Raw genomic sequence first — 25,021 nt, forward strand, 5'->3', positions numbered from 1 at the left:
CCAGGAACCAGGAACCAGGAACCAGGAACCAGGGCGGTGGCGGCTGTGGCCGGTGATCGGGCGCAGCGGTGGGATTCGGCCCCGGTGCAGCGCCGCGTCCTGGGAGCGGTCCGGACGCTGACCGCGCTGGACCGGCTGCTCGACGTGCTGCCGCTGCTGGCGGACGACATGCGGGTGGAGACGCGTTTCGCGGTGTGCCCGGGTTCGGAGTTCTCCGCGAATCTGGCCGATGAGCTGCGCGGTTCGGCCGCGAACGTGGTCGGCTGGGGCTCCGGCGGGTTCGACCTGGCGGTCTCCCCGAGCGGCAACGGCCCGCTGCACGAGCTCGGCTCACCGGTGCTGACGCTGCCGCACGGAGCGGGCCATCACAAGCGGGTGGCAACGGAAACCGGTGTGGCAGAGGAGATCTCGGGACTGTCCCGGCGGCAGTTGCTGCACGACGGCGAGGTCGTCCCCACCGCCATCGGGGTGTCTCATGTGGACAGACTGGAGGATCTGCGACGCCAGTGCCCGGAGGCGGTTCCGCGCGCGGCGGTGATCGGTGATCCGTGCTTCGAGCGGCTGCGCGCGAGCCTGCCGCTGCGCGAGCACTACCGCCGGGCGCTGGGCACGGGTGATCGCCGTCTGGTCCTGCTGGCGTCGACGTGGGGTCCGGAGTCGCTGTTCGCGCGCCGCGGTGATCTGGCGAAGCAGCTGGTCACCGAGTTCCCGGACGCCCAGGTGGCGCTGGCGCTGCACCCGAACGTGTGGACGCGCTACGAGCGTCTGCAGCTGGAGACGTGGCTGAGCACGGCCCGCTCGCGCGGTCTCGTGCTGCTCCCCCGGATCCGCGCGTGGCAGGCGGCTCTGGTGGCGGCGGACGTGGTCGTGTCGGACCACGGCAGCCTCGCCCACTACGCCGCGTGCTTGGGAAAACCGCTGCTGCTGGGCGCTTTCGGCGAGGGCGAGGTGGCGCCGAAGTCGCCGATGGCGCTGCTCGGCGAGCGCACCGCCCGGCTGGATCCGCACGCCGATCCGCGTCCGCAGCTGGAGGCGGCGAGGCCGGTCCCGGGTCACGCGGAGCTCGCCGGCCTCACCTTCGCCGAGGACGCGTGCGCGAGGCTGCGCGCGCTCCTCTACGACCTGCTCGACCTGCGGGAACCGTCGTGGCCGGCGACGCCGGAACCGGTCGAGGCCGTCACCCCGTGAGCTTCTCGCGGACCCGCTCGGCGCGCGGGCTGTGCGCCTGGGCGTAGATCGCCAGGGCGTCCCGCAGCGCCTGCTCGCGTTCGGCGCCGGTCAGCGAGTCCGCGAGCAGTTCGAGCGCCCCGGCGAGGTCGAACGACACCCCTCGCTGCCGCGCGATCGACACCGATTCGCGCAGCGCGCTCACCGCGTCGTCGTGCTCGCCGAGGGCCTGGTGCGCCCGGCCCATCTCGGCCCAGACGCGCTGCACGAGCCGGACGTCGCCGCGTTCTTCGAAGCAGGGCAGGGCTTTTCGCAGCAGTTCCAGGGCCCGCTTCGGCTCTCCGAGAGCGATGTGCGCCATCGCCATCCGGTGCTGCTGGATGGCCTCTCCCCGGGGTTTGCCGAGCTCGCGGTTGATCTCCTCCGAGCGGGTGTGCAGCGCGATGGATTCGGCGAATTCCCCTTGCGCGTAGCGGACTTTGCCCAGGAACTCGACGGCCGAGGCCAGTCCCCGCCGGTGCCCGATCCGCTCGGCGAGTTCCACGGCGGTCTCGCACTCCACCGCCGCCTCGTCGAGCCGGCCGAGTTCGGTGAGCAGCTGCCCGCGCAGGCTCCGCAACCGCACCTCGGCGAGCTCGCCGCCCGGCCGCCGAGCGGATTCGACGCCGATGACCAGCGCGGACAGCGTGTCGGCGTAGTTCTTGTGCTGGTTGTGCAGCGCCCACAGCGGGCTTTCGCAGAGCACGACGACGTCGGAGTCCCAGCCGCGCGCGGAGGCGGCCCGGATGACGGCGAGGAGGTTCAGCCGCTCGCGTTCGAGCCATTCGCGCCCGGTCGTCCGGGTGAACGGGTTGTCGCCTTCGATCCGGTCGTCGACGGCCCGGAACCGATTCGGGTCCATCACGGCCCGGTCGGCGAACCCGCCGATCCGCCGGTACCAGGCGACCAACCGGCGCAGCGCGTCGTCGTCGGCGACGGCGCCGACGTGCTCGGCGGCCAGCGCGGGCAGCAGGTACTGCTCTTGGTCGTTCGCCTCGACGAGGCAGCTGCGGTGCAGCTCGGCGAGGTGGTCGCCGGCGTCGGGGTCGCCGGCGAGCGCCGCGATCGCCTCGGCGCTGAACGCGGTCCCGGGGAACCCGCCGAGCGCCCGGTAGCAGCGCGCCTGCGCGTCGGTCAGCCCGGCGACGGCGACGTCGTAGGCGGTGAGCGCGTCCCGGAGATGGTCGCGGCGGTGCTCCCGCAGTTCCCGCGCGGCCCGCGCGAGGTTCCAGCGGCGCTTGAACATCTGCCCGACGATCAACCGCAGCGCCCGGGGAACCCGCCCGCACAGCTCCACGACCTCCGTCGCCGACGCGAGGTCGTCGTCGACGGCGATGCCGCGTTCCCGCAGGTAGTCGAGGGCGTGTTCGGGTTCGAGCGCGGACAACCGGATCGGCCGCGCCCCGTCGATCGCCAGCTCCGGCGCGTCGGTGGCGGCCGTGCACACCACGACGCACCCGGGCGCCGCGGGCAGCAGTTCCAGCAGCGGTTCGGGATCGGCGACGTGGTCGAACCCGAACAGCACCCGACGACCGCTGGTGCGACTGCGCAACTGCGCGATCCGATCCGCGGCGGAAGCGGGAACGTCCTCGTCGGCGGCCCCGAGCGACCGCAGGCACCGCGCGGCCACGTCGTCGAGACTGCGCGCCCGGCCACCGAAGTCGATCCACAGCACGTCGTCGAACTCGTCGGCCACCTCATGCACCCACATCGTCATCAAGGCGCTGGTCCCGACCCCACCGGCCCCGCTGATCACCACGAACCCGGCCCGCCCGCGACGCTCCTCGGCCAGCACGGCGTCGAGCACCGCCCGAGGCCCTTCCCGATCCACGAAACCCACCGGCGCAGGCGGAACCTCCCGAGCAGGCTCCCGCCGCACCTCCGCGGCGTGGAAGTGCACGTCCCCCGCGATGCCACCCTGCACCACGTTCCCCGCCGAACCGCTGAACTCGTTGCGCATGCCAGCCCCAGAACATCGCGAACAGTAACGATCACCTGACGATACGCGCCCGGATCAACCAGCGGTGCAGCCTCACAGGCACCACCAGGTGCCAAGCCCCCACCCCCACCCAGGTACTCTCCGACCAGGCCCCCGTAGCTCAGGGGATAGAGCACGGCTCTCCTAAAGCCGGTGTCGCAGGTTCGAATCCTGCCGGGGGCGCTTCTGTGACCAGGGGAAACCGTCTCCTACTTGGCGGCAGTTGCTCCGGGTTCGCACACGGACGAAGCGGTCTGATCGCGAGCAGCGGCGACCGTTCCAACTCCCGGCCGCTGGCCAGATCTCGTTCGTCTGTCGGGCTGGTTCCACGAGCGGCGAGTGGTCGGTCACCTTCACCCGTGCAGACCTCGCGGTGGCGCAGAACTCATCGGCGGGGCGGGGTCGCTGTCCTGGAGAACGCGCTTCAGGACTCGCGAACTCCCGCGTGCAGGTAGTCGCTGAGGGCGTGAACGCCCGAGCCCGGGTTTTCCGGAACGGCGCCGTCGAAACGCGGAGCTCTCTTCGACGCCAAGGGCGCATCCTTGTAGGGAAATCCGCTGGGAATGCTCTTACCGTCGACGCCGAACTTTCGGAGCTTCGCTCGCAACTCGCTTCGGGTCGTGTACCGCGTGCAGGCCTCGAAGTGGAAGAGCAGCCACATCTCGAAACAGGGATTGCTCACCGCCACGTTGAACTTCATGCGTTGGGCGAGTTCGACCGCTTCGGGAAGCGTTTCATGGTCATCGACGTCGACGACGCACCACACCGCGTTGAAACCGTCCCGGGCGCCCACCAGCTTTTCGTTCCGGGTCTCCCGCCTCGCGCGGTTGACCACGCTCAGCGGGTCGCGTCCCTCGGTCTTCACGTCAACGCCCGTAACCGACACCCCCGTGGCGCGGAGGAAGCGGCAGAGGCCCTTGAAGTACTGCAGCTCGGTCTGCTCCCCCTCGGTCACGACGAGAATTCGTGACCGCTCGCGACGATTCCCGGTGGGCCTGCGGAGATCGGTTTTCTCGCGAAGTCGCTTCTTCGCCATCTCACTCCCCGCCGGCCAGGGCTGCGCGCAGATCGTCCAGCTCGATCATGGGGACGGCGCCGTAGCGACCTTGCAGGTACCTGCGCTCGACGTTGTCCGAAGCCCTGACGGTGAACTCGCGAAGCGCGTAGAGCTCTGTCCCTCCCGATGCGTCCTTCTCCGTGAACCAGACTTCGTCCGCGCCCAACGTGTTCTCACCGAGCATTCGCCCCAGCAGGGAGGTGTCGTGGGACGTGAAGATCAGCTGCGCTCCGGTCGGGTTGATGACGGGGTCCTTGAACATCGAGATCAACGCCGCGGACAACCGCGGATGCAGGCTCGAGTCGAGCTCGTCAATCACGAAGACGTCGCCGTTGCGCAGTGCCATGAGGGCGGGAACGCAGATGCTGAGCCAGGCGATCGTTCCGCTGCTCTGCGCCGTCAGCGGAAGACTGAACGACTCCCCCGAGCTCTCGGACACGTGCGTGAAGCTGATCTTCTTCTGGAGGTCGCCGAAGAGCACATCAACCGAATCCTCTGGAACGGCGTCGGACTGCTTCAGCGCATCGGCGATCTTCTTGACCAGCTCCCTGTGCGGTCCCGAGGCATCGTTGGCCTTGAGCTCGACACCAGAAATCCCGAGATCCGCGAAGCGCAGAAGCGCCTCCGTCTGCCTGAGCAGCACCCTGTCCTCGATCAGACGGGCCACCATGCGGATCCGGCCCTGCTTGTCGGCCTCGGTGAAACGCGCGTAGCCGACGTGCCTCGCCAGATGCTGCTGCAGCGACGTCAAGGTCGGGTGGTTGTTGTTCGCCGCCACCGAGAGGAACAGCGACGTCGGCTTGACGAGCTTGCTGATGGTGACGTTCTCACCCGGCAGGTGGCGCCCGAACTCGATCTCGGGACGCTCCCCCTGCGACCGCTCGAAGAGGACGCGACGCCGACGCTCGGGGTACGAGTACAGCCACTCGGAACGGATCCCGCTCGCGTTCGACTCGAACCCGTACGTGTAGCGAACGCCCTCCGCCACGAAATCCAATTCGTAGCTGGACGGCTTCGTCCCGCCTCGGGAGTCCAAGGAGAACGGGTGGTACCGGAACGAGTCGTGATCCCCCCACCGCGTGGCCGAGAAGCTCACGGCGGCGATCATGAAGTCCATCGCGTGCAGCACCGTGGACTTCCCCGACGCGTTCGCTCCGTAGATCCCGGCGACCCTGGTGGTCGCTCGCCTCCAGTCGCCGTCCGAGGGCACGGCTCCACGAGCTTGAGATGAGACGAGCGAGAGCTCGGCGGCATCACGCAGCGACCGGTGGTTCTCAACTCTGAAGCGCAGCAGCACGGCACACCCCAAGCGTTCCAAGCCTGCACTTTGAAGGCCTGATGCGTCGTTAATCGACCAAAATGACGTTCTGATCGTACCCTGAAGGAACTCGAGCTAGCGGAAGATCTTCAGCGGTTAGCTGGATCGAGCTAGCGGCCGAGCCCAAGACGTCTTGGCGGCGGGTGGGGTTGTCCTGTGCTGGGAAGGTCACTTTTGTTGGGGTGGGGGCATCGTCGGCGGGGCGGGGGCGTCTTGGTGGGTGAGGACGTCACATCGACCTGGAGGCACCGCATGAGCATCACGTCGAAGTTCCGCCGCGTCGCGAGCGCCGCCGCGCTCAGCACCCTGATCGGCATGAGTGCGCTGGTCAGCGCCGGTGCCGCGACGGCCGCCGAGTACCCGTTCTGCGTGCCGGGTGACCTGAACACCTCGGTCGCCGAGATCCCGTCGCCGAACGGCGGACGGCTGTTCCAGATCGAGTTCGAGGCGAAGCCCGGGGTGTCCTGCCAGGTCGAGGGCGCGCCGTCGGGGCTGACCTTCTTCAACGACAACACCGTCGTGGACGTCCCGGTGATCGTGCCTGAGCCGGACACCGCCGAGCCCTACACGATCGACGAGAAGCACCCCGGCGCCGCCTACGTCGCGATGCCCGCGGAATCGCCCAACCCGATCCCGGCTTCCTCGATCACCTTCAACCTCCCGGCCGGCGGCGGGATCAGCACGGCCTGGCCGAGCCCGATCGAGGGCCCCGTGCGCGTCGGCAACATCGGCCCCCAGGTGAGCTGACCCCGCAGACCGTTCTCACGCCGAAGAGCTGATGCCGCCCGGCGAGCACTGGAAGCTGCTGGGCATGGACTTCAGGTTCTGAGGCACTACCGCACTCCCCGCGGGCGGACCTTCTACAGCGCCGGTGGGTGGGTGAGGCGGCGGAGGGCGTCTGCGACGTGTTCTCGGTGCTTCTGCAGCACCTCTTCGGGGACGCCGTCGGCGGTGGCCGTGGCGACGAGGTGGTCGGTGGATTCGCGCAGGGCTGCGCTGGTCGCCGCTGCCTGCATGCGGACTTCCAGGGAGTCGGCGGGCAGGCCCATGCGGTCGGCCAGGACTTCAGCGAAGGCGGGTTCGGCGCGTTCGCGCAGCACCAGGTAGACGGCGCGTAGCGCGGGTTCGTCGTGGGTCATGCGGATGACGGCCAGGACCGCCTCGATCTCGTCGCCGGAGTCGATGACCGGTGTGTAGGACTCGCGCAGGTGCTCGGCGAGTTCGAGCTCGCGCGGCCAGGTGCGCAGGACCTCCTGGAAGGCGTCGATGGACTTCGCCAGCAGCGGTTCGACGCAGGCCTCCTTGGTGCGGAAGCAGCGCCAGAGGGTGCGCTCGGAGATGCCGGCGGCGCGGGCGATCTGCTCGCCCGAGGTCGCGGCGACTCCGTGCTGCCGGAACAGCGCGACCGCGTGGCGGGAGATGTCGAGCCGCTGCTGCTGTCGTTGCTGGTCACTGGCCGGTGGGCGGCCTCGGCGGGGGCGTTCGACCACGGGGCCCTCCCTCGGACAAACCGGATTCGTGTTGACACACCCTAGTCCGCACAACATTATTGGCAGTGACTGCCAATTAAAATGCACCGAGGAGTGCCATGAGTTCTGTCGCCGAGCGCCCGCAGCTGCCCTTCGCCAGGCCGAACGTGCTCGATCTCGCTCCGCTCTACGAGGTGCTGCGCCGCGAGGCACCGGTCGCCCCGGTGACCACCCCGGCCGGCGACCCGGCATGGCTCGTCACCCGCTACGACGAGGTCCGAGAACTCCTGAGCGACAAGCGGTTCGGCCGCTCCCACCCCGAACCGGAGAAGGCCTCGCGAGTCTCGACCGCTGCGGTGCAGGACGGCCCGAGCGGCAACTACGAGACCGAGGAGGCCGACCACACGCGGATGCGGCGGCTGCTCACCCCGGCGTTCTCGGCCAAGCGGATGCGGATGCTCACCGACCACGTCCAACAGCTCGTCGACGGCTACATCGACCAGCTCATCGCCGAGCACGAGGGCGGCAACGTCGTCGACCTGCACGCCGGGCTCGCGTTCCCGCTGCCGGTCGCGGTCATCTGCCAGCTGCTCGGCGTCCCGGAGAGCGACCGGGAGCTGTTCCACTCGCTGTCGAGCCGGATGGCGACGCTGGCCGACGACGACGATCCGCACAAGGCGCGGGCCGAGTTCAACGCCTACATGACCGGCCTGGCCGAGGGGAAGCGCGACGACCTGGGCGAGGACGTCATCTCCGACCTCGTGCGCGCCCAGGACGAGGACGACGATTACGACTACGAGGAGATGATCCGGCTCTGCGTCGGGCTGCTCTTCGCCGGTCACGAGACCACGGTCAACCGGATCGGCCTCGGCACCCTGTTCCTGCTCACCCAGCCCGAGCACTGGACGTCGCTGACCGCCGACCCGGCAGGCCGGGTCAACCGCACGGTCGAGGAGATCATGCGGCTGGGCGCGCCGGGCGATCTCGGGCTGCTGCGCTACGCCCACACCGACGTCGACATCGCCGACGTGACGATCCGGCGCGGTGAGGCCGTCATCCTGTCGGTCAACTCCGCCAACCGCGACGAATCCGCCTACGCCAACGCGGAGACCTTCGACCCGGACCGCGAGGAGCGCACCCACCTGGGCTTCGGCCACGGCGCGCACTTCTGCATCGGCGCGAGCCTGGCCCGCACCGAGCTGCGGATCGTCTTCGAGACCCTCGCCCGCCGCCTGCCCGGCCTCCGCCTGGCCAAGGACATGGACGAGCTCGAGGTCCGCCCCACCATCACCGGTGGGGTCACGTCCCTCCCCGTGACCTGGTGACCTCGGGGACCTGATGACGTCGTGGGACGGGACAGTTTTCATGAAAACTGTCCCGTCCCGATGATTCGACAGTTTTCATGAAAACTGCACCACCCCTGAGGGAATCGGTGACGTGAGGACGTCTTGTCCCGTCGGGGTGGGGGAAGTTTTCATGAAAACTTCCCCCACCCCCTCAACGACAGGAGACGTCGTCGTCCGGGAGTTCGCCGCCGAGCAGGAAGTCGGTCGTGGTGGCGCGGGCGCAGGCGTTGTCACCGATGAGGTAAGCCCCGTGGCCTCCCGCGTCGACGCTGACGAGACGTGAGCGGGGACCGAACCTCTCGTCCACGAGCTCGCCGCCGCGGTGCGGGGTGATCGGGTCGCGGCGGTTCTGCACGACCAGGACGTTGGCCGGACCCTCGTCCTCGATCGCCACCGGCGGTTCGGCCGGAGGTGGCCAGAAGGCGCACGGGCTGATGTTGGCCGCGGCCGCGCCGAACATCGGGTAGCGGTCGCGGTCCTCGGCGACGGCCTGCCGATACGTGGCCACATCGCCCGGCCAGGCGACGTCGTTGCAGGTCACGGCCAGGAAAACGGACCACTCGTTGTCCCACGGCGACGGTCCCGGTTCGGGGGCGGGCGGCGGTGCCTGGACGCCGTCGCGCACCGCGCGCCAGGTCTGCGCGGTCTGCTCGTACGTCGACTCGCGGAACAGCCCGACGAAGGTGGACAGCCGGAACAGCTTCCCGTCGACACCGTCCACGGCCTGCTGGTCGGCGCGCGCCGCGAGCCGGAAGTAGGTCTGCCGCACCGCGTCCGGGGTCGGCCCGAAGCCGTAGGTCTCGTCCCGCTCGGCGGCCCACCGCGCGAAGTCCGGGAAGGCCAGCTCGAAACCGGAGGCGTAGCGGCGCATTCCGTCGCGGTCGAGGTGGCTGTCGCCGATGTTGCTGTCGAGCACCACGCGATCGGACCGCTCCGGGAACATCGACGCGTACGCGGCGCCGAGCGCGGATCCGTAGGAGTAGCCGAGGAAACTCGTCTTCTCCGCACCGAGCGCGGACCGGATCCGGTCCAGGTCGCGGGCCATGTTCGCCGTGGAGAGGTGCCGCAACCGCGGGTCGTGAGCGGCGCACTGCTCGGCGACCCGGCGGGAGGCCTCGGCCTGCGCGAGCACCGCCGCGTCGTCGACGGCGTAGGGCGGGATGTTGCCCGGGTATCCCTGCTCGGTGGTGAACCCGCAGCTCACCCGGGCCGAGTGCCCGACACCCCTGGTGTCCATGCCGATCACGTCGTAGTGCTCGAGGACGCTCGCGGGCATTCCCAGCGAGACCAGGAGATCCGCGTACGCCAGCCCGGATCCGCCCGGTCCGCCGGGGTTGAGCATCAGCACGTCGCGCTTCTGGCCGGATCGCGCGCTCACCACCCGCGAGATCATGAGGTCGATCCGCTCGCCCCCGGGATCGCCGTAGTCCAGCGGAACCGGGACCTCGGCGCACTCCAGCGCCACCGCCTCCGCCTTCACGTCCGCCGGGCAAGGCCCCCAGGCGAGCCCCTCCCCCATCGCGGGCGGTGCGATCAGCGAGCTCGCCGCGCCGATCACCACCGCCAGAACCACCGCACACCTGCGCTTCATCGTTTCCCCGGTTCCTCGGTCTTCGTCCGACGCCGAAGAGTGGAAACGGTGCCCTCAGGGCAGGGTCAAGCGCTTGACCCTGCCCCTGGGGCACGGTGTGCACTGGTGTCATGGCCTGGAGCACGCGCGAGTTGGCGGAGCTGGCGGGAACGACGGTCAAGACCGTCCGCCACTACCACCGGATCGGGCTGCTCGACGAGCCCGAGCGCAGGCCCAACGGGTACAAGCGCTACGGCGTCGCGCACCTGGTCCGGTTGCTGCGGATCCGCAGGCTCGCCGATCTGGGCGTGCCGCTGTCGGACATCCCCGCGATGGAGGACCCGCGCAACGCGGAGGAGACGCTGCGCGCGCTCGACTCCGAGCTCAAAGCGAGCATCGAGCGGCAGCAGCGGATGCGCGAGGAGGTGCGGCTGATCCTGAGCGGACGCAGTCTCCCCGACCTGCCACCGGGTTTCGACGGCGACGTCGCCGGGATGTCGGAGCTGCAGCGCTCGTGGCTGATGATCTACTCGCAAGTCCTCGACGAGCACGCGATCGCCGCGCTGATGCGCCCGGCCGAGCCGTTCCCGCCGCAGACCGAGTTCGAGGCGCTGCCCGCCGATGCCGACGACGCCACCCGGCAACGCCTCGCCGAGACCTTCGCACCGCTGGTGCGCAGGCAGTTCGCCGAGAACCCGGATCTGGCGGGGGTGGCGAGCAGCGAGGCCCTCGCCACCCCCGTCGTCCTGCACGCCCTCGTCGAGCTCTACAACCCCGCCCAGCTCGACGTCCTGCGCAGGCTGAACGAAATGCTCGGGCTCTAGTCGTCCTTGCGGGCGTCGAGTTCCGCCGCTTCTTCGGGGGTGGGGGCGGTGCCGCCGAGGTGGGCGGGCAGCCACCAGCGCTCGTCCTCGGTCTCGGGCTTCTCGGGGTAGTCGGCCTGCAGGTCGTCGAGGATCTTGGCCATGCGAGCGCGGAGGTCTTCGGTGAGCGCGTCGGGGTCGTCCTGCGGCGTCGGCCAGAACGGTTCACCGACGTGGATGTGGATCGGCACGTGCCGCTTGGTCAGCGTCCGCGGCCTGCTCTTGGTCCACAGCCGGTGCGTGCCCCACAGCGACATCGGCACGACGGGGACGCCGGCTTCGGCGGCCATCCGGACCGCGCCGGACTTGATGGGTTTCACGGTGAACGAGCGGCTGATCGTCGCCTCCGGGAACACGCCGACGACCTCGCCCGCGCGCAGCCGGCGCACGGCCTCGTCGTAGGACTCGCGGCCCGCGGCCCGGTCGACCGGGATGTGGTGCATGCCGCGCATGAGCGGCCCGGCGACCTTGTTGTCGAAGACCTCCTTCTTGGCCATGAAGCGCACCAACCGCTTGGCGGGCTGCGCGCCCAATCCGCAGAAGATGAAGTCCAGGTAGCTGACGTGGTTGCAGGCGATCACCGCACCTCCGGTGCGCGGGATGTGCTCGGTGCCCGTCACACGCAGCCGGTTGTCCAGCACGCGGAACATGGCCTTCGCCGCCAAGATGACGGGCGGATAGACGATTTCAGCCATTTGAGCAGGTTACGCACCCGTAGGTTCGTCCGGTGCGCCCGTGCGTCAACAGTCACATTTCCCGAGGCAGAACGGGCCGTGACGGCTTCCGGCAGGCCCGCGCACACCTGCTCTGGGCTATCCGGGTACCTCTCGCCTTCCCCGCTTCCGGTGCGCGACTGTTCGCGGCACTCTTGAGGCCGATCTGTCGGGGTCTCCGCGAGCGGAGGGGGTCCGGATGCAGAACGAACCTGCACGGCGCGGGGCGCTGAGCGGTGCGGCCATCGCGGTGGTGAGCGGCCTGGTGGTCACCGTGGTGGGCGGAGCGGCGGTGCTGGTGTTCGAGTACGGAGCGGTGCAGAAGTGGTTCGCACCGGCGACCACGACCTGGACGACCGACCGGTCGGTGACCGACATCGCCGGGATGACGGCTTCCGGCGAGGTCGTCCGCAGCGACGACGGCCTCGTCCACCTGACCGGAACCGTGCAGGACACCGACGCCGACGGCGAGGGCGCGGCGCTGCTCATCGACGTCGCGGACGGCGGGCGCCGCGAGGAATTTCCCGAGTACCACACGAGAGGCGCGAACCGGACGATCAACGTCGGCGGCCGGGAGGCGGGACGGGTGCTCCCGGCGACGGTGGAGTCGATCTCGGTCCGCGAGTGCCTGACGACGTGGAAGGACGCCCGCAAGAGCGACGTCGTGCTGGACCACTGCGGCGCCGCGCCGCTGGAGATCTGGAACAGCTCTCGCTCCTGATCCGCTCTCCGGAGGCCGTCTAGCGTTCGCCGTAGATGGTTTCGCAGGGGATGCCGTCGGAGTCGTCGTCCATGTCGGCGGGTGAGCCGAGGGAGTTCCAGTAGCGGGTGACCTCGTCGAAGGACATGCCCTGGGCTTGCAGGGTCGCGCAGTCGTGGGTGGTGGTCTGCGGTGTCGCGGCGGGGGCGTTCTTCTCGCCGTAGACGGTTTCGCAGGGGATGCCGTCGCGGTCGTCGTCCATGTCGGTCGGCGCGCCGAGGCCGTACCAGTACTGCACGACCTGGGGGAAGGTCATGCCTGCGTCCTGCAGCTGCTCGCAGTCGTGCGTCGTGGGCACCGGCGCGGGCTGCTGCACCGTCGGCTGCTGGATCACGGCGGGCGGGACGACTGTGGTCGCGGGAGGCGGTGCGGGTGGCGGCGGAGGGGTGCCCGGGGGCGTGATGTTGATCGTGCAGGCGCTCGCCGACGCCGCGACGAGCGCCGCGCAGCAGATCAGGCGAACCGGAAGCCACCCCACGACTTCGAGCATGAGCTGGGTCTTCGCCGGTCGCAACGACGAGGAATCCGGGGTGTGACCGGAGTTTCCAGTGTTCCTCACTCAGAACTATCTTGCGCGCGAGAGGTAACGTTGCTAGCTTCTATCTAACAAGATGTTGGTCTATGCCCGGGAGGTGTTGATCGGTCCGGCTCGCGCCGAGGCGCTGGAAGCCCAGGACCGAGCCGTGCGGATTGGAAGCATCGGTGACGGCCCGAGAAGCCGTCGACTCCCCAGGCGAGCGGGCGACCCGTTACGCGCGACGGGTCGAACCCACCCGCGCACCAAGCCTGGCCACGCGTCAGTTCCCCCCTCCTGACGCCGGAGTCGTGCGCGGCTTCGCCAGCACCCCAGCCGGCGCTGATCGCTCCAATCCGCACGGTTGCCCTCCCTCTGCGTTTTCGCAGTTCACCCCCTGTTTCCGGGACGCGTGCGCCCTTCACTCTGTGTGACCTGTGTCACAAATCACGGTTCGGTTCTTGCGACGATTCTTCTCGGGATATATCTTTCTGAGAAGAAAACGACATAGAAGAAAGCTTCCGGTGAGATACTTCCGGGTGAGGGTGTTTCGCCGACGCGGCGCTCGGGGCGCCGGAGCTGCGGGAGAAGGACCACTGTGAGGGGGAAAGGCATGCGTCGGTGCCGGCTTGGGGATGCCCGGCACCGACGCATCGCCGAAGAAGAGCCACTGTGAGGGGGAAAGGGACGCGCGCTGGCGTCGGCTTGGGGATGCCCGGCGCCAGCGTGCGTCCGCTAAGAAAGCCACTCTGAGGGGGGTGGACGCGACGCCGGTGTCGACATGGGGATGTCCGACACCGGCGTCGTGTTTTTCAGGGGCGGGCCCAACACGACCGGGGCCCAACGGTTCTCGAGGTCTCAGCTCCCGGCCAGGTAGGCGCGGAACTCCGCCGGCGGGATCGGCCGGGAGAAGTAGTAGCCCTGGTAGGCGTCGACCGACACCGCGCGCAGCAGCTGGTGCTGCGTGGAGGTCTCCACGCCTTCGGCGATGCACATCCGGCCGAGCGTGCGGGCGAGTTCGGTCATGGCGCGGGCGATGCCCAGGTCGTCGGGGTCTTCGCCGACGCCCGAGACGAACATCCGGTCCAGCTTGATGACCTGCGTCGGCAGCTCCTTGAGCACCGCCAGCGACGAGTATCCGGTGCCGAAGTCGTCGACCGCGAACTGCACGCCGTCGGCCACCAGGTCGTTCATCTCCTGCCGCTGCTCGGGTTCGAGCTGCGCGAACACCGTCTCGACCATCTCCAGCACCAGGATGTCCGGCGCCGCACCGGTTTCGGCCAGCACCGAGCGCACGACCTCCGCGAAACCCGGTTGCTCGGGCCGCAATCCGGTCAGGTTCACCGAGACCTTCACCGCTCCCCCGTCGCGACGCCGCCAGGACCTCGCCTCGCGCAAGGCCGTCCGCAGCACGCACGTGTCGAGGTCGGCGAGCATCCCGCCGCGGGAGGCGATGGCCAGCACCACGTCCGGCGTGAGCGGGCCGAGATCCGGGTGCGTCCAGCGCAGCAGCGCCTCGGCGATGACGACGGTGCCGTCGTTGTCCACGACCGGCTGGTAGTGCAGGTCGATCTCGCCGCCGGCGATGGCCTCCCGCAGCTCCTCCTCCAGGGCGAGCTGGTCGTGGCCGCCGCCCCGGGTCTGGCCGCGCACCCGGGCGTCGAGCATCGCCGACTCCGCCGAGCGCAGCAGGCTCACCACGTCGACACCGCTGTCCTCGACCGCCTTGACCCCGATCGACGCGGTGACCTGGACGTGCCTGCCGCGCAGCGGCACGGTCATCCGGAACAGCTCGGCGACGCTCTCGGTGATCGACTCCAGATCGGCCGCGCCGTCGAGGTCGCGGCAGAGGATCACGAACTCGTCGCCGTAGAAGCGGGCGGCTTCGCAGCGCTCCGGCAGCCCCTCCAGCAGGCGTTCAGCGACCTCCGAGAGCAGTTCGTCGCCGGCCTCGTGGCCGAGGGCGTCGTTGATCCGCTTGAAGTTGTGCAGGTCGCAGAACAGCACCGCGACGCTGCCGGGCTTGTCCGGCGGCAGCATCTCGGCGAGCCGCTCCTGGAAGCCGCGGCGGTTGAGCAGCCCGGTGAGGTCGTCGTGCGTGGCCTGGTGGCGCAGGGTCATGGCGCGGGCGAGCTGCTCGGTGATGTCGTGGAAGGTGATCAGCCAGCTGCGGCTGCCGTCGTCGCGGACCGACGCGGCGGCCCGCACCTGGCAGGGCACGGGCGTCCCGTCGGCGCGGGCCAGCAGCCGGTGCGGGACGAGCAGGTCGCCGGTCGAGCGGGTGTCGCCGTCGACGAGCCCGCCGCCGGTGTCGGTGGGGTCGAGGACCTCGACGTCGCGGAGCCCGACGAGGTCTTCGAGGCGGCGGTCGAGCAGGTCGCAGAGCGCGCCGTTGGCGTCGAGGAACCGCCCGCGGTCGTCGAGCAGCGCGATCCCGGCGGGCGCGATCTCGAACAGGTCGGCCAGCCGGCGGCGGGTGCGCTCGACGCGCGCCGACGCCTCGCTCTCGTTGCGCACGACCTTGATGAACCCGTCGAGCTCACCGGCCGGGGTGCGCTGCGCGGCGATGACCACGTGCGCCCAGTACCGGCTGCCGTCCTTGCGCACGCGCCAGCCGCGGTCGATGAAGAAGCCGTTCTCGCTCGCCTGCCGCAGTTCCCAGTCCGGGTAGCCGGTGGCGACCTGGTCCGGCGGGTAGAACCGCGAGAAGTGGCTGCCGATCACCTCGTCGGAGGTGTAGCCCTTGAGACGAGCGGCCCCTTCGTTCCAGCTGGCGACGTGTCCCTCGGCGTCCAGCGCGAAGATCGCGTAGTCCCGCATGTCCTCGGCGGCGAGGATCTTCTCCGCACCTGCCTGAACCGCCCAGGGCTCGCGTTTGTCCTGGTCCATGGCTGGTCCCGTTCCCTCGGCGTGCCCGCAACGTACGGTCCCGAGACCAGTCGTCGCAACCTAGGGAGCCGGTGCGGGCGCGTGCAGTGCTGGGGTTACCCAGCGGTGCAGGAACGCACGCAGATCGGCTCCGTCGCGCCCAGGCAGCGGGTCGTTGGCGAACGACAGCAGCACGCGCAGCAGGAATTCCAGGAGTTCGGTGAGCTCGTCGCCGGAGAAGCCGAGCGCGTCCCAGTCCACATCGGTGCGCGCGAACGCCAGGCGGCAGGCGTCGAAGGCGCGGACCGAGGTGGCGCCGCGCGAGAACGCGTCCGGACGACCGAGGTCCAGGAACAGCCCCAGGTAAGGGTCTTTCGGCACTTGCTCGATGGCGTAGGCCATGGCTTCGACGACGACGTCGGCGGGATCGCGGCGTCCGGCGAGGTGGTCGACGAGCCGTTCGAGGAAGCTGGTGAGCGCGGCGTAGCCGACGGCGACGAACAGCTCCTCGGTGCTCGGGAAGTAGCGGTAGACGGTCTGCCGGATGACGCCGAGTTCGGAGGCGACGTCGGACAGGCTCGTCTTGCCCGGCCCGTGCCGGTCGATGCACCGCATCGCCGCATCGATGATGCGGGCCTTGGCCTCCTCGCCGTCACGCGGCGGCGCACCGTTCCACGCCGGTCGTTTCATGACTCAAGTATGGCCGAGCGGACCTGGTGCGCTGCCCATTGCCTCCGGACAATCATACATCTACGGTATGTCTGTATGACTCGCTTCGGCAAGCCGGAGCGTGATCAACCCCCGCGATCCGCGAGGAGGCAACGGTGCCTGACCCGACGATCCCGGCTGGACTCGACTTCTCCGACCCCGAGCTGTGGGCGCAGCGCACGCCCGTCGAGGAGTTCGCCTCGCTGCGCGCGACCGCGCCGGTCTGGTGGAACGCCCAGACCGACGGCATGGACGCGCCCTACGACGACGGCGGATTCTGGGTGATCAGCAAGCACGCCGACATCCGGGCGATCTCCCGCGACCCGAAGCTGTACTCCTCGGCGGCCAACAACGCGATCATCCGCTTCCCCGGCAACACCACGCCGGAGGCGTTCGAGGCGATCCGCACGATGCTGGTCAACATGGATCCGCCGAAGCACACCAAGATCCGCGGCATCATCAACAAGGGGTTCACCCCGCGCGCCGTGGAGAACCTGCGGGCCGCGCTGACCGAGCGGGCCCAGGACATCGTGCGCAACGCCCGCGAGCAGGGCGGCGGCGACTTCGTCGAGCAGGTCGCCTGCGAGCTGCCGCTGCAGGCCATCGCCGAGCTGCTGGGCGTGCCGCAGGAGGACCGCAAGAACCTCTTCGACTGGTCCAACCAGATGCTCAACTTCGACGACCCCGAGTTCGGCGACCCGGTCCAGGCCTCCGCCGAAGTGCTCGGCTACGCGATGACGATGGCCGAGACCAAGCGCGCGTGCCCGATGGACGACATCGTGTCCAAGCTGGTCACCGCCGACGTCGACGGGCAGGCGCTGACCTCCGACGAGTTCGGGTTCTTCGTGATCCTGCTGTCGGTCGCCGGCAACGAGACGACCCGCAACGCCACCACGCACGGCATGAAGGCCTTCGTCGACCACCCCGAGCAGTGGGAGATCTACCGGGAGCGCCGCCCGGCGACCGCGCCCGACGAGATCGTCCGCTGGGCCACGCCGGTCACCTCGTTCCAGCGCACCGCCACCGCCGACGTCGAGATCGGCGGGCAGCTCGTCCGCGAGGGCGAGCGCGTCGCCCTGTTCTACAGCTCGGCGAACTTCGACGAGGACGTCTTCGACGACCCGTTCCGCTTCGACGTGCTGCGAGACCCCAACCCGCACTTGGGTTTCGGCGGCACCGGCGCGCACTACTGCGTGGGGGCGAACCTGGCGCGGCTGCAACTGGACCTGATCTTCAACGCGATCGCCGACGTGCTGCCGAACCTGCGGCAGGTCGCCGAACCCGAACGGCTGCGATCCAGCTTCATCAACGGAATCAAGCACTGGCAAGTCAGCTACGAGTGAGGAATCCGCATGGCAATCGTGCAGCCGCAACCGGTCACCGAGGACGGACGGCGCCGGATCCGCCTGGACAGCCCGGTGGACCGCCACCACGTCGGCGACCTGGAGATCAGCAGCAAGGCCGAGGTCGACGCGGCGATCGAACGCGCCCGCGCCGCCCAGGCCGAGTGGGCCGCGCGACCGGTCGCCGAACGCGCCCGCATCCTGCGCAACGTCGTCGACGTGCTCGTGCGGCGGCGCGAGGAGATCGTCGAGCAGGTGCGCGCCGAGACCGGCAAACCGCGGGCCGAGGCGCTGACCATCGAGGTCGTGCCCGCCTGCGACTTCGTCAACTTCTGGTGCAAGCGGGCGCCGAAGGACCTGCGCGACGAGAAGCGCCGGCTGCACGGCTACCTGCTGCCGATGAAGAAGCTGCGCATCAAGTACCAGCCGCTGGGCGTGGTCGGGGTGATCACGCCGTGGAACGCGCCGTTCGTGCTGTCGCTGAACCCCGTCGTGCAGGCGCTGCTGGCGGGCAACTCGGTGGTGCTCAAGCCCTCCGAGGTCACGCCCCGCTCCGGTGAGCTGGCCGTGAAGGTGCTGCACGAGGCGGGCGTTCCGGCCGACGTGGTGCAGTGCGTGCACGGCGACGGCGAGACCGGTGCGGCGCTGGTGGAGGGCGACGTCGACAAGATCTCGTTCACCGGCAGCGTCGGCACCGGCCGCAAGATCGCCTCGTCCTGCGCGTCCTCGCTCAAGCCCTACACGCTGGAGCTCGGCGGCAAGGACGCGATGATCGTCTGCGCCGACGCCGACCTGGAGCGCGCCGCCTCGGGCGCCGCGTACCTGTCGATGTTCAACTCCGGGCAGGTGTGCCTGAGCGTCGAGCGGATCTACGTGGTGGAGTCGGTCGCCGACGAGTTCATCCGGTTGCTCAAGGAGAAGGTCTCCGCGCTGCGCTACGGCTCCGAGGACGGCGACGTCGGGCCGCTGTTCTTCGACAAGCAGATGGACGTGGTCAGCGGGCACCTCAAGGACGCCACCAACAAGGGCGCCGAAGTGCTCGTCGGCGGCTCCCGGGTGTCCGGTGAGGGCCTGTTCTTCCAGCCCACGGTGGTCGTCAACGCCACCCACGACATGGAGCTGATGACCGAGGAGACCTTCGGGCCGATCGCGACCGTGATGCGGGTCCGCGACGAGGACGAGGCCGTCCGGATGGCCAACGACTGCAAGTACGGGCTCGGCGGCAGCGTGTTCACCCGCGACGCCGCCAAGGCCGAGCGCATCGGCGGGCAGCTGACCACGGGATCGGTCGTGCACAACGACGCCGCGGTCATCTACGGCGTCCCCGAAGCCCCCTTCGGCGGGCGCAAGGACAGCGGCGTCGGGCAGGTCAACGGCCTGGACTCGCTGCGCGGCTTCACCCACGCCCAGCCGATCCTGCTCACGCGCGGCTCCCCCAAGGGCGAGAGCGTCTGGTACCCCTACACCGACAAGACCATCCGCAACCTCGACGGCCTCATCCGCTACGGCTTCGGCAACAAACTCCTCCGCAAACTCCTCTCCTGAGCGGGTCCTCCCGAACGGATTACGGCCGTAATCGGAGTCCGGATTACCGCCGTAATCGGAGTCCGGATTACGGCCGTATTCCGTGTCACCGGGGATGGCCGTCGTTCGGTCGGGCGGACACGGGCGGGTGATGGTTAGGTGTCGGCATGTCCGGAGCTCAGCACCTGGTTCAGGCCGTGGCGACGCTCAAGCAGGTCGTCGCCGGGATCTCGCCGTCGCAGCTGTCGGCGCCGACTCCGTGCGCGGAGTTCGACGTGCGCGGGTTGATCAACCACCTGCTGTTCTGGGGCCCGTCGTTCGAGGCGGCCGCGCGGGGCGAGCTGGTCCCGGCGCCGGCCGAGGTCGTCGACCGGACCACCGGGGACTGGGCGAAGGTGCTGCTCTCGCAGCTGGACCGCATCGCGCACGCCTGGAGCGCCCCGGACGCCTGGACCGGCGAGACGCACATGGGCGGGCCCACGCGCTACCCGTCGGACCTGGTCGGCGGGCTGATCACGGTCGAGTACACGGTCCACGCCTGGGACCTCACCCGCGCCGCCGACACCGAGGCCACCTGGAGCACCGACACCCTCGGGCACACCCTCGCCGAGGTCACCCGCACCGCCGCCAAGGGCCGCGAGATGGGCGCCTACGGCCCCGAGGTCCCGATCCCGGACGACTCCCCGCTCCTCGACAAGATCGTCGCCAAAACCGGCAGAAACCCCCGTTGGCGCCCTTGATGCCGCTCACCGGCAGCGATTCCTCCGCTGCGGGGCCGCTGCGGGTCACCTGCGGACAGTTTTAGCCATAATCACCCATGATCAATGTCCTTTATGTCCGGTCAATTATGGCTAAAACTGTCCGCGGGTGACGAACGCACTCTCCGGGACCACAGCAACTCCCCGGGGTGTCCGGCTCCGCGGAGCCGGACACCCCGGAGGCGGGGTCACCAGGCCGGGCGGGGGCCCGGGGTGGGGCGGCGGCGGAACTGGCGGGAGGGGACCACGCGTGCGCGGTCCACCGCCAGGGCGAACACCAGGACCCCGGCCACCAGCCAGGCGAGGAGCTGCAGGATTCCGCTGCCCGCGCCGCCGCTTCCGGTGACGATGGCCGAAAGTGCCTGCACCGCACCCTGAGTCGGCAGCAGTCCGCTGATGTCGCGGAGGAATCCGGGCACCGTCGACACGACCCCGGTCGCCGCGGCCAGCACCAGCACCGCGATCGAGATGATCCGCCCGACGCTGCCGAACACCGCGATCAACGCCTGGTTGACGGCCACGAACGCCAGCGCCGCCAGCAACGTCACGCCGGTGAACGCCGCCCAGCCGCCGAACCCGAGTCCCAGGAACGGCGCGAGGACCGTGCTCACCAGCACCGATCCGATCGCCGCCACGGCCACGCCGGGCAGCACCGACCCGAGCACCAGCGCCCAGGTCGACTTCCGCGAGGTCGAGGCGTCGGCGGGAACCGCGCGGGTCACGGCGTAGACGCCGAGCGCGGCGGTCCAGAACGCGATCGCCACCAGCAGCGCGATCAGCGACTTGCCGAAGCCCGGCAGGTTCGACTCCAGCGAGGCCGGGCTCGAGGCCACGGTCTTGAGGTGCTCGCGCTCGGCGTCGCTGTAGCTGGGCAGCTTGTCGCCCGCCGGGGCCATCTGCTCGGCGAACTGCCGGTTGCCGTCGGCGACCTGGCGGCTGCCGTCGGCCAGCGCCTGCACACCCGTGCCGAGCTGCTGCGACGCGCCGTTGAACTGGTTGAGCCCGTCGGCGAGCTGCCGCGCACCGCCGGAGAGCTGGTGCGCGCCGCCGTCGAGCTGCTGCCCGCCCTGGGCGAGCCGGCCGATGCCGTTGACGAGCTCACCGGACTTGTCGGCGAGCATCTGGTTTCCGTTGGCGACCTGCTCGGCGCCGTAGGCCAGGCCGTTCATGCCGTCGCGCATGTCGCGGGCCGGCTTCTGGATCTGCGCCTTGAGCGCGTCCAGCGCGCCCTGCTGCTGGCTGAGCCGGTCGACCTCGGCGCGCAGCCCCTTGCACAGGTCGACGGTGGTGCCTTCCGGCGGGCACTGCGCGAGCAGCTTCTGCAGCCCGTCGAGAGCGGTGGACTCGCTGGGGATCTGGTCGGTGGCGGTGATGATCTGGTCGGCCAGCGGCGCGAACGTGTTGGCCATCTGCCGGTTCCCGGCCGCGACCTGCTTGGCGCCGTCGGCGAGCTGCTGGGTCTGCGAGGGCATCTGCTGGATCTGCTGGTGCAGCTGGTTGAGCCCGCCCGACAGCTGCGACACGCCTCCGGCGAGCTGCTCGGTCCCGTCGGCGAGCTGGTTGCCGCCGTGCGCGAGCTGCCCGGTGCCGCCGGTCAGCTGACCGACACCGCCCGCGAGCTGGCCGACGCCGTCGGCGAGCTGCTTGCTTCCGTCGGCGAGCTGGTTGGCGCCGTCGACGGCGGTGCCGAGCTGGTCGTGCATCTGCGTGAAGCCGCCGTAGAAGCCGTCGAGCAGCTGCTCGAGGATCTGCTTGTTGAACACGGCGACGCTGTCGCGGGCCGCGGCCGAGACGGCGGCGGCGTCGGCGGGGGCGGCGACCGGCGAGGTCTGCACGCTGATGCCCGCGCGGGTGGCGTCGAGCGGCTCACCGGTCATGGCCGAGGCGGCGTTGCGGGAGAACTGCTTCGGGATGAACACCGCCGCCGAGTAGCGGCCTTCGCTGAGGCCTTCGTTGGCGTCGTCGGTGTCGGTCATCTCCCACGAGTAGCCGGACTCGGTGTTGTTGACCAGCTTCGCGGCCATCTCGCGGCCCAGCGGCGCCATCTGACCGTTGATGGTGGCGGGTTCGTCGTTGTTGACCACGGCGACCTTGGCCGCGCCGTGCTGGGACATCGGCGCCCAGAAGGCCCAGGCCAGCACTCCGACGATGATCACCGGCACCAGGACTAAGCCGGTCCAGGTGCGCCAGCCCACCGAGCCGCCCGCGCGGCGGCTCGCGTTGGTGAACGGGTTCAGCATGTCCCTCAAACCTCCAGGAGGCGGCCGGTGAACGCCGGGGAGGCCGGCCGCGTGGAAAGCCGCATGGTGCTCAGCCGGTGCTCCGGCAGCAGGCCGGAGACCAGGCTCGGGTTCTGGTGGGTGACCACGAAGGCCACCGGCTGACCGTCCGATGTGGACGCGTCGGCGAGCAGCCGGGCGATCTCGGTGCGCTGCTCGGTGTCGGCGACGGCGTCGAGCTCGTCGATGAGCACCAGCCGCACGCCGTCGGCCAGGGCCGAGGCGATCTCGGCGGCGGGCGCCTCGCTGTCGCGGCAGCGCACGAGCGCCGTCCGCGAACGCACGGCCCGGGCCCGCTGCGGCAGCAGCAGTCCCAGCACCCGCACGTCGCCCTGCACGCCGCTGAGGCGTCCGCCGAGCGCGTGCAGCAGCGCCGAGGACAGCTCGTCGTCGTCGCCTTGCACGGACAGCACGCCGCCGGGCCGCAGCGCGAGGCGCACGTCTTCGAAGATCGGCTCGTCGCGGTCGTCGCGGACGCCGAAGCCGCGGGCGCTGACGACCTCGTCGTTGCCGGGCCAGTCGGCCAGCCGCAGCTCGTGCTCGAGGGCTTCGCCTTCGACGTCGAGCGCGGGCAGCTTGCGCGCCAGCCACTTCGGCAGCCACCAGGCCCGGTCGTCGAGCAGCGCCATGACCGCGGGCACCAGCGTCATGCGCACGATGAAGGCGTCGACGAACACGCCGACGGCGAGTCCGAAGGCGATGGGCTTGATGTTGGAGTCGCCGTGCGGCACGAACGCGGCGAACACCGAGATCATGATGACCGCGGCGGCCACGACGACCGGCGAGACGTTGGTGAAGCCGGCTTCGATGGCGCGCTTGGCGTCGCGGTTGTGCGTGTAGTCCTCGCGCATCCGGGACACGAGGAACACCTCGTAGTCCATCGCCAGGCCGAACAGGATCGCCATCAGCAGCAGCGGCAGGAAGCTGATCACGCCGCCGACGTGGGTGATGTTGAGCGGTCCGGCCAGGTGTCCCTGGTTGAACACGAACGCCGTGGCGCCGAAGGTGGCGCCGACCGACAGCAGGTAGCCGAGGGCGGCCTTGACCGGCACCCACACCGAGCGGAACACCATCGCCAGCAGCACCAGGGTGAGGCCGACGACGATGATGCCGAAGGGCAGCAGCGCGTCGGAGAGCTTCTCCGACAAGTCGATGCCGATGGCGGTCATACCGGTGACGGCAATGCCCGCGCCGTACTTCTGCTCGAAGTGCGGGCTCATGTCGCGCAGCCGGTGCACCAGGTCCTCGGTCGACTGCGATTCGCCGCCGCCGGTGGGGATGACCTGGATGATGCCGGTGTCGATGGTCTCGTTCGGGCTGGCCATCGGCACCGCGGCCACGCCGGGCAGCGCGCGGATCTCGTCGGCCATGCCGTTGACCTGGCCGAGCGGGTCCTTGGTGCCGATGACGTCGGTGGTGACGATCAGCGGCGCGTTGTAGCCGGGGCCGAACTGCTTCGCGATGGCGTCGTAGGTGTCGCGCGCCGGGGTTCCCACGGCCTGCGCACCGGCGTCGGGCACCGACAGCCGCAGGTCGGCGGCGGGCAGCGTGCAGATGCCCAGGGCGCCGATGACGATCACGATGGTCAGCAGCGGCGCCTTGGTGACGGCGCGGACCCAGCGCAGGCTGAACTTCGCGCGCGGGCGGGTCCGGGTGGAGCGCTTGGCGCGGGGGCGCTTGGGGCGCAGGCGTTCTCCGGCGAAGCTGAGCAGCGCCGGGATGACCGTGAGCGCGGCGGCGACGCCGACGGCGATCGAGACACCGGCGAGGATGCCCATGACGGTCAGGAACGGGATGCCGGGCACGGCCAGCGCCAGCAGCGCGATGATCACGGTGGCGCCGGCGAAGATGACCGCGGATCCGGCGGTGGCCACCGAGCGCGCGATCGACTCGGAGACGTCGAGTCCGTCGCCGAGCTGTTCTCGGTGCCGGGAGACGATGAACAGCGAGTAGTCGATGCCGACGGCGAGCCCGAGCATCAGGCCGAGCATCGGAGCAGCCGAGGAGACGGTGACGAACGCGGTCGACAGCAGCACGATCGTCATCGACACGCCGACGCCGACCAGGGCGGTGACCAGCGGCATCACGGCGCCGACCAGCGAGCGCAGCATGAGCAGCAGCACCAGCAGCGCCACGATCACGCCGACGGCCTCGGTGGCGCCGACGGCGGGCATGTTGACGGAGAAGATCGATCCGCCGGCGTGGACCTCGCTGCCGGGCCCGAGCTGGCGCTCCAGGGCGTCGGCCTGCGCGAGGATGTCGTTCTTGACGTTCTCGGGAACCGAGGTGGCGGGGAAGCTGAGCTGCACGGTGATCAGGGCGGTGTCGCCGTCGCCGGAGACCTGGTTCTTGACCATGTCCGACAGCGGGTTCATCACCGCCGTGACGCCCTCCTGGCCCTCGACCCGGTGGATGAGGTCCTCGATGGCCTCACGGCCCTGCGGCGAGTCGATGCGCTGACCCGGGGGCGCGGTGGCCACGAGCTGGGCGCTGGAGCCACTCATCTGGGGGAAAACGTTGTTGAGGTGGTCGAGGGTGTCCTGCGACTCGGAGCCGGGGATCGACATCTCGGTCTCCATGCCCTGCTGGAAGAGCGCGGCGCCCGTTCCCAGCACCGCGAGCAGGGCTAACCACGCGACCAGCACCCAGGCTCGACCGCGGACCACTGCCCGCCCCAGCCGGTAAAGCAACGAAGACAAGGGGAACACTCCCGGTATTTCGATACACGGTGTATGCGATACAGACTG

Annotated in this window: 19 protein-coding genes and 1 tRNA gene; 9 read left to right on the forward strand and 11 right to left on the reverse strand. The window is 69.8% G+C overall.

Features of this window, described 5'->3' with window-relative positions:
* Positions 1-36 precede the first annotated feature (36 nt).
* Positions 37-1,188 carry a hypothetical protein gene (locus BM424_RS08995; protein WP_093415272.1) on the forward strand — a complete coding sequence of 384 codons (1,152 nt, stop codon included), beginning with the start codon at positions 37-39 and terminating at the stop codon, positions 1,186-1,188.
* On the opposite strand, the gene BM424_RS09000 is transcribed toward BM424_RS08995, so the two are convergent.
* Positions 1,178-3,166, reverse strand: a complete 1,989-nt coding sequence (locus BM424_RS09000; RefSeq protein WP_093415273.1) for a tetratricopeptide repeat protein — start codon at positions 3,164-3,166, stop codon at positions 1,178-1,180. The two genes, BM424_RS08995 and BM424_RS09000, sit on opposite strands and share 11 nt — an antisense overlap.
* 128 nt (positions 3,167-3,294) lie before the next feature.
* On the opposite strand from BM424_RS09000, the gene BM424_RS09005 reads away from it, so the two are divergent.
* Positions 3,295-3,367 (forward strand) — tRNA-Arg (locus BM424_RS09005).
* A gap of 241 nt (positions 3,368-3,608) precedes the next feature.
* Here BM424_RS09005 and BM424_RS09010 read toward each other — a convergent pair.
* Both BM424_RS09010 and BM424_RS09015 read right to left on the reverse strand, forming a co-directional pair.
* The gene (locus BM424_RS09010) at positions 3,609-4,220 is read right to left on the reverse strand and encodes an RloB family protein (RefSeq protein ID WP_093415275.1); all 612 of its coding nucleotides are present in this window, start codon (positions 4,218-4,220) and stop codon (positions 3,609-3,611) included.
* A gap of 1 nt (position 4,221) precedes the next feature.
* Positions 4,222-5,538: an AAA family ATPase gene (locus BM424_RS09015; protein ID WP_093415276.1), complete on the reverse strand. Its 1,317-nt coding sequence runs from the start codon at positions 5,536-5,538 to the stop codon at positions 4,222-4,224.
* Between the two features lie 273 nt (positions 5,539-5,811).
* Between BM424_RS09015 and BM424_RS09020 the strand changes: the two genes are divergently transcribed.
* Positions 5,812-6,306 carry a hypothetical protein gene (locus BM424_RS09020; RefSeq protein ID WP_093415278.1) on the forward strand — a complete coding sequence of 165 codons (495 nt, stop codon included), beginning with the start codon at positions 5,812-5,814 and terminating at the stop codon, positions 6,304-6,306.
* 113 nt (positions 6,307-6,419) lie between these two features.
* Here BM424_RS09020 and BM424_RS09025 read toward each other — a convergent pair whose 3' ends face one another.
* On the reverse strand, positions 6,420-7,049 hold the full coding sequence (locus BM424_RS09025; protein ID WP_245775723.1) for a TetR/AcrR family transcriptional regulator: 630 nt from the start codon (positions 7,047-7,049) through the stop codon (positions 6,420-6,422).
* A 98-nt stretch (positions 7,050-7,147) separates the two neighbouring features.
* Between BM424_RS09025 and BM424_RS09030 the strand changes: the two genes are divergently transcribed.
* Complete coding sequence (locus tag BM424_RS09030; RefSeq protein ID WP_093415281.1) at positions 7,148-8,353, forward strand: cytochrome P450; 1,206 nt, start codon at positions 7,148-7,150, stop codon at positions 8,351-8,353.
* Between the two features lie 172 nt (positions 8,354-8,525).
* On the opposite strand, the gene BM424_RS09035 is transcribed toward BM424_RS09030, so the two are convergent.
* Entirely contained in the window at positions 8,526-9,965 is a 1,440-nt protein-coding gene (locus tag BM424_RS09035; protein WP_093415282.1) for an alpha/beta hydrolase, read from the reverse strand.
* Positions 9,966-10,075: 110 nt separating this feature from the next.
* Here BM424_RS09035 and BM424_RS09040 point away from each other — a divergent pair, with 110 nt between their 5' ends.
* Positions 10,076-10,768, forward strand: coding sequence for a MerR family transcriptional regulator (locus tag BM424_RS09040; protein WP_093415284.1), 693 nt, complete (start codon positions 10,076-10,078; stop codon positions 10,766-10,768).
* Here the strand turns inward: BM424_RS09040 and BM424_RS09045 are convergent.
* A complete protein-coding gene (locus BM424_RS09045) occupies positions 10,765-11,502 on the reverse strand; it encodes a lysophospholipid acyltransferase family protein (RefSeq protein WP_093415285.1) in 738 nt (245 codons plus the stop codon). The genes BM424_RS09040 and BM424_RS09045 overlap by 4 nt on opposite strands.
* A 217-nt stretch (positions 11,503-11,719) precedes the next feature.
* On the opposite strand from BM424_RS09045, the gene BM424_RS09050 reads away from it, so the two are divergent.
* Entirely contained in the window at positions 11,720-12,241 is a 522-nt protein-coding gene (locus tag BM424_RS09050; protein WP_093415287.1) for a hypothetical protein, read from the forward strand.
* Positions 12,242-12,260: 19 nt separating this feature from the next.
* On the opposite strand, the gene BM424_RS28370 is transcribed toward BM424_RS09050, so the two are convergent.
* From BM424_RS28370 to BM424_RS09065, 3 genes are all read right to left on the reverse strand, one after another.
* Positions 12,261-12,839 carry a hypothetical protein gene (locus BM424_RS28370; protein WP_139274031.1) on the reverse strand — a complete coding sequence of 193 codons (579 nt, stop codon included), beginning with the start codon at positions 12,837-12,839 and terminating at the stop codon, positions 12,261-12,263.
* 813 nt (positions 12,840-13,652) lie between these two features.
* Entirely contained in the window at positions 13,653-15,683 is a 2,031-nt protein-coding gene (locus tag BM424_RS09060; protein WP_093415290.1) for a putative bifunctional diguanylate cyclase/phosphodiesterase, read from the reverse strand.
* Positions 15,684-15,743: 60 nt separating this feature from the next.
* Positions 15,744-16,352 (reverse strand): TetR/AcrR family transcriptional regulator, encoded by a 609-nt coding sequence (locus BM424_RS09065; RefSeq protein ID WP_093415292.1) that lies wholly within the window; start codon positions 16,350-16,352, stop codon positions 15,744-15,746.
* 134 nt (positions 16,353-16,486) lie between these two features.
* On the opposite strand from BM424_RS09065, the gene BM424_RS09070 reads away from it, so the two are divergent.
* The 3 genes from BM424_RS09070 to BM424_RS09080 all read left to right on the forward strand — a co-directional run bounded on the left by BM424_RS09070 (position 16,487) and on the right by BM424_RS09080 (position 19,977).
* Positions 16,487-17,713 (forward strand): cytochrome P450, encoded by a 1,227-nt coding sequence (locus BM424_RS09070; protein ID WP_093415293.1) that lies wholly within the window; start codon positions 16,487-16,489, stop codon positions 17,711-17,713.
* A gap of 9 nt (positions 17,714-17,722) precedes the next feature.
* Positions 17,723-19,258, forward strand: coding sequence for an aldehyde dehydrogenase family protein (locus BM424_RS09075; RefSeq protein WP_093415295.1), 1,536 nt, complete (start codon positions 17,723-17,725; stop codon positions 19,256-19,258).
* 146 nt (positions 19,259-19,404) lie between these two features.
* Entirely contained in the window at positions 19,405-19,977 is a 573-nt protein-coding gene (locus BM424_RS09080) for a TIGR03086 family metal-binding protein (protein ID WP_093415296.1), read from the forward strand.
* Positions 19,978-20,183: 206 nt separating this feature from the next.
* Here BM424_RS09080 and BM424_RS09085 read toward each other — a convergent pair whose 3' ends face one another.
* Positions 20,184-22,235 carry a YhgE/Pip domain-containing protein gene (locus BM424_RS09085; protein WP_093415298.1) on the reverse strand — a complete coding sequence of 684 codons (2,052 nt, stop codon included), beginning with the start codon at positions 22,233-22,235 and terminating at the stop codon, positions 20,184-20,186.
* Between the two features lie 5 nt (positions 22,236-22,240).
* Positions 22,241-24,973, reverse strand: coding sequence for an MMPL family transporter (locus BM424_RS09090; RefSeq protein ID WP_093415300.1), 2,733 nt, complete (start codon positions 24,971-24,973; stop codon positions 22,241-22,243).
* Positions 24,974-25,021 lie beyond the last annotated feature (48 nt).

Source organism: Saccharopolyspora flava, from assembly GCF_900116135.1.
Lineage (GTDB): Bacteria > Actinomycetota > Actinomycetes > Mycobacteriales > Pseudonocardiaceae > Saccharopolyspora > Saccharopolyspora flava.

Excerpts from the sequence above, each read along its gene's own strand:
- BM424_RS09060 (WP_093415290.1), bottom strand. The coding sequence starts at position 15,683 with ATGGACCAGGACAAACGCGAGCCCTGGGCGGTTCAGGCAGGTGCGGAG.
- BM424_RS09075 (WP_093415295.1), top strand. The coding sequence starts at position 17,723 with ATGGCAATCGTGCAGCCGCAACCGGTCACCGAGGACGGACGGCGCCGG.
- BM424_RS09065 (WP_093415292.1), bottom strand. The coding sequence starts at position 16,352 with ATGAAACGACCGGCGTGGAACGGTGCGCCGCCGCGTGACGGCGAGGAG.
- BM424_RS09030 (WP_093415281.1), top strand. The coding sequence starts at position 7,148 with ATGAGTTCTGTCGCCGAGCGCCCGCAGCTGCCCTTCGCCAGGCCGAAC.
- BM424_RS09000 (WP_093415273.1), bottom strand. The coding sequence starts at position 3,166 with ATGCGCAACGAGTTCAGCGGTTCGGCGGGGAACGTGGTGCAGGGTGGC.
- BM424_RS09080 (WP_093415296.1), top strand. The coding sequence starts at position 19,405 with ATGTCCGGAGCTCAGCACCTGGTTCAGGCCGTGGCGACGCTCAAGCAG.
- BM424_RS09040 (WP_093415284.1), top strand. The coding sequence starts at position 10,076 with ATGGCCTGGAGCACGCGCGAGTTGGCGGAGCTGGCGGGAACGACGGTC.
- BM424_RS09010 (WP_093415275.1), bottom strand. The coding sequence starts at position 4,220 with ATGGCGAAGAAGCGACTTCGCGAGAAAACCGATCTCCGCAGGCCCACC.
- BM424_RS09085 (WP_093415298.1), bottom strand. The coding sequence starts at position 22,235 with ATGCTGAACCCGTTCACCAACGCGAGCCGCCGCGCGGGCGGCTCGGTG.
- BM424_RS09035 (WP_093415282.1), bottom strand. The coding sequence starts at position 9,965 with ATGAAGCGCAGGTGTGCGGTGGTTCTGGCGGTGGTGATCGGCGCGGCG.
- BM424_RS09045 (WP_093415285.1), bottom strand. The coding sequence starts at position 11,502 with ATGGCTGAAATCGTCTATCCGCCCGTCATCTTGGCGGCGAAGGCCATG.
- BM424_RS09050 (WP_093415287.1), top strand. The coding sequence starts at position 11,720 with ATGCAGAACGAACCTGCACGGCGCGGGGCGCTGAGCGGTGCGGCCATC.
- BM424_RS09020 (WP_093415278.1), top strand. The coding sequence starts at position 5,812 with ATGAGCATCACGTCGAAGTTCCGCCGCGTCGCGAGCGCCGCCGCGCTC.